Here is a 4,028-nt window from a genome sequence, read left to right as displayed (position 1 = left end):
CGTCCACGACGACCCCGCCCGGACGGGTACAGGCCCCGATCAGATGCCGCGCCAGCTCCCGCCCCACCGCCTGGCGATGCCGCCCGCACACCGCGACAGCTCCACGCGAACGATCCGAGGTGTCGCCCTCGCCGGGTGCGCCGTCGGTGCAGATCCACACTGACAGCGGCAGCAATCGCCGCTCTCCAGCTTGTGCTTCCCTCGGCCGCGCTCGTTCGTTCTTGCTCAATCGATGGTGACCCGCGACGGTCGCCCGTTCCCATGCACTGAAACACCGATTGATCAGCAGCAGTTGGAATCGCCCTAACGGACACCGCTAAGCAGGGGCAGCGGTACATACGATCTCCGTGTGACCGCTCCCTCGGCCGCGGTCTCCAAGGTGCTGGGCTTCCGTGCATGCATCTTTGGCCTCGCCGAGCCATCCTTTCCGCCCAGCTTGGTCGATCCGCGTGCGGGGTCGTCACGGATCTCGGCCAAGCGGTCGCGTTGCGAAAGATCGGGCCAGGCCGCCTCACCTTCACTTGCAACATCATCGGTACCGATTCCTCCTGCGATCGCCAGGGTCACCGGGCAGGACGTCGACGCTCTTCCCTCGATGACCATCGATCCCCGAGGTACTCGAACCTGGACCGCTGAGGCGTCCACAACGGCTGACCACGCACCCGACTGCTCGCCCGGCCACAATGATCACGTGATCGATGACTACCGCAGCCTCTTGGCGCGGCACCAATGGCTGGAGAACGGGCTCTGCTGGATCGTCGTGCAACCCCTCAGCGAAGAGATCAACCTGGACGATCTCCTGTGGCGGCTCAACAACGGCCGCGACCCCGAGCAGCGCACCCTGGCTAACCCGATCGAACCCGACGCAGACTCGGACGGGCCCGTGATCTTCGTCTTCGAGGGGGAAGGCGCCTGGGGGTTCCTCAACTTCGACCACGGCATCACCACGCCGGATCCCTTCCTCGCCGAACTCAGCAAGGGATCACGCCTGTGGATGACGACCTGGCATTTCAAGGGCGGTGACACGCTCCTGTACGCCGCCGGTGGCCAAATCCGGGCACGGCACATTGACTATGTCTTCGGCGGCCGCCCTGTCGAGAACGGCGATCCGAGCGTCCTGGCCGACTTCCGCGCCATGCTCACCACCCTCGACCAGGAGGATTTCCGTGGCAAGCGCAGTGCGGCGTTCGCCTTCATCGAGGCGGCCTCCACCGTGGGCATCGAAAGCGAATGTCTTGAGGCCGAGGAGGCGTCCGTGGTCGTCTTGGACAACTTCACGGCCTGAACCCGATCATCGACGCTGATCGGCCATCAGAGGCGGGCCTGTCCCGCTGATCACACGCGGCTCGCTTTCATGACCGAGTCCTTAATGGATTTCTGTGCATGACGTCTTCTTGCACGTCAGGTGGCGTTCGGGGAGCTTGAGGCAACCTTGCCGCCCATCGTCTGGGTGAAAAGTCGGCGCTGGTCAGGCGCCTGATAGGGCGTCGGTGGCACATTCACGGTATCTGCGCATCTTCCCCCGGCGCGCTGCGTTCTTCCCACCTGCTGGTCGAGACCTGGATCGACTGATCCGGCTCGATCAACGGGGAGACACCATGACCCTCGATCTGCATGACCACGCCCCCTCGAAGAACTTCAACGACAACGCCCTCAGTGCGGCAGATCGCGCCTTCCGACTACTGATCACAGGACCGAGTCCACTGTCGGTGGACGGCCACGCCATCGGGCATGGAGCGCCACAGCGCCGGATCGATCTCGGGGAGCTGAAGGCGCTGCTGCTCTCCCCACAGGCTGGCGACGAGTTCAAGGACGCGGCCTGGGCGCACCTCGTATGGCAGGCGCGATCGGACGGCCCAGCGTGGGTGATCGGCTGCGTCGGGGTGGCGATGCCCGGGTTGAAGAACCTGGCCGCGCGGACTACACACGGCTGCCCGGCCCATGCGGCTGACGACGTCGTTTCGGAGATGGTGACGGAGTTCGTCGCGCAACTCGGACGGATCGATCTCGACCGGCCGAACATCCTGCCCCGGTTGCTGATGTGGGCGAGGAAGGGCGCGCTGCGGGCGCGAGCGCGTGAGCTCGCCGCCGTCGAAACGTGTGACCAGATACCGCAGCCGACGGCCAGGCCTGCGGAGCCGTTTCTGGTGCTCGCCGAGGCCGTCCGGCGCCGGGTCATTACCTGCGACGAGGCGAGACTGATCAACGCGACCCGCCTGGAAGGACAGTCGCTACAGGCCTACGCCGAGCGGTCCGAGGTTCCGGCGGATCGGCTGTACAAGCGGCGCCGCGCCGCCGAAGGGCGGCTGGCAAGGGCGATTCAGGAGGGTCAAATCTCGGTCACCTACGACGGAGCGGGCTCCAATCACCAGGGCTGAGCTGGTGGTTCATCCATGTCAGCCGTGGTCACGGGCCACGGGTGGAGTTCCGGGGGCGGTCGCCCGTTCCCATCGAGCCCATCCTCACTCGTCCGTCGAAGGAGGACACCCATCCCGGACCGCTCCGGGCCCGTGACCACGGCAGTCCATGACTTCTCGATTTGGGGGCCGTTCCATGAAGTCCTATCGGCCTGTACTCCGGGTTCCGGCACGAGCGAACTGGACCCGGCGGTTCCTCGCGTCGCTGGTGTGGACCGGCGGGTGCGCGGCGGTCGCGTTGACCGTACCGGGGATCGCCGAGGCGGTGACCGCCCTGGCCGCGCCCTCGCTCGCGCAGGTCATCACCAACCTGCGCAACGTCGTCGTCGGCTTGCTCGTCGGGCTGGCCACCCTGTTCTTCACCATCGGAGGCGTCCGCTACATCCTGGCCGGCGGCGACCCGAGCGAGGTCGAGGCCGCCAAGAAGACCCTGCGCTACGGCGCGATCGGGTACGGCGTCGCGGTGCTCGCGCCGGTCCTGGTGCAACTGCTGAAGCAGATCGTGGGCTCCTGATATGGCACCCACCCACCGGAAAACGGCCGGGCTGCTCGTCCTTCTGGCGATCGGCGCCGCGCTCGCCTCGCTACTGATCGGCGGGCGCGCGCACGCCGCCACTCCGACGCCATCGCCGACGCCGGTGCCATCGCAGTCATCAAGCCCTGCTCCGGCACCTTCAAGCGTCCCGCCCCAGCAGGAGTGCGGGTTGTTCGATGTGGCGTGCAAGGCCCGCGAGGCCGTCGATGGGTGGTTCGCGCACCTGGTGAAGTCGGCGGCCAAGCCCGTGTTCGACATGCTCGGGACGAGCGTGCTGGCCACACCGGAGCTGACCGCCCCCGAGATGGCTCGGGTCAAGCAACTGTGGGACGTCTCGCGGACCATCGCCAACACCTCCTTCGTACTGCTGGTGACCGCCGCGGGCGTACTGCTCATGACCGGGCAGACGCTGCCCGGCCAGACCTCGCCACGGGAACTGCTGCCCCGCCTAGTGTGGGCGTTCCTCGCCGCGAACCTCAGCCTGACCGCGATCGGCCACGCGATCAGCCTGGCCAACGGCCTGAGCCAGGCGTTTCTCGCCGACGGGGCGGGCCGCCTCGATCCCGAGTCGGTGTTCAAGGTCATGGGCGGGACGATCCTGGCCGGGATCGCCACCGAGGGCGTGTTCTTCGCGATCGTGGCACTGGCCGTGGTCATCTTGGCGGTCGGGGTGGTGTTCACCTACGTCGTACGGCTCGCGCTCACCATGGTCCTGATCGCCGCCGCACCCCTTGCCTTGATCTTCCACGCGCTGCCGATGACCGACGGACTGGCCCGGCTGTGGTGGCGCGCGATCACCGGACTGCTGGCCATCCAGGTCTGCCAATCACTCGTACTGGTCACCGCCCTGCACCTGCTGTTCTCCGACAACCCCGCCCCCAACGCCGCCGCGTTCTGGATCCCCACCACGGCCGACCTGATGGATCTCCTCATGGCCGTATGCCTGCTGTTCGTCCTGCTCAAGATCCCCGGCTGGGTCGCACGGACCATCTGGCAAGCGGGCAAACCCCGGATGCTCACCCGCCTGGCTGTCTCTTATGCTCATCTGACGCTGCCGACGACTAGTCGAGTGTAGA

At 66.7% G+C, this 4,028-nt stretch carries 4 protein-coding genes; all 4 read left to right on the top strand.

All coding sequences use genetic code 11. The features are described 5' to 3' along the window. The first annotated feature begins 691 nt into the window (after positions 1-691). The 4 genes from C1I98_RS36210 to C1I98_RS46545 all read left to right on the top strand — a co-directional run bounded on the left by C1I98_RS36210 (position 692) and on the right by C1I98_RS46545 (position 4,027). Positions 692-1,285 (top strand): hypothetical protein, encoded by a 594-nt coding sequence (locus tag C1I98_RS36210; protein ID WP_111171797.1) that lies wholly within the window; start codon positions 692-694, stop codon positions 1,283-1,285. A gap of 313 nt (positions 1,286-1,598) precedes the next feature. Further along, positions 1,599-2,378, top strand: coding sequence for a sigma-70 RNA polymerase sigma factor region 4 domain-containing protein (locus C1I98_RS36205; protein ID WP_111171796.1), 780 nt, complete (start codon positions 1,599-1,601; stop codon positions 2,376-2,378). Positions 2,379-2,553: 175 nt separating this feature from the next. Beyond that, complete coding sequence (locus C1I98_RS36200) at positions 2,554-2,931, top strand: pilin (protein ID WP_199537482.1); 378 nt, start codon at positions 2,554-2,556, stop codon at positions 2,929-2,931. Between the two features lie 199 nt (positions 2,932-3,130). Then, positions 3,131-4,027, top strand: coding sequence for a TrbL/VirB6 family protein (locus tag C1I98_RS46545; protein WP_497846143.1), 897 nt, complete (start codon positions 3,131-3,133; stop codon positions 4,025-4,027). Position 4,028: the final 1 nt, after the last annotated feature.

It is taken from the genome of Spongiactinospora gelatinilytica, assembly GCF_003236385.1.
GTDB lineage: Bacteria > Actinomycetota > Actinomycetes > Streptosporangiales > Streptosporangiaceae > Spongiactinospora > Spongiactinospora gelatinilytica.
This window is presented reverse-complemented; position numbering and strand designations above follow the sequence as displayed.

Bases quoted from the DNA above. Each gene is read 5' to 3' on its own strand.
- C1I98_RS36205 (WP_111171796.1), top strand. From the start codon at position 1,599: ATGACCCTCGATCTGCATGACCACGCCCCCTCGAAGAACTTCAACGAC.
- C1I98_RS36200 (WP_199537482.1), top strand. From the start codon at position 2,554: ATGAAGTCCTATCGGCCTGTACTCCGGGTTCCGGCACGAGCGAACTGG.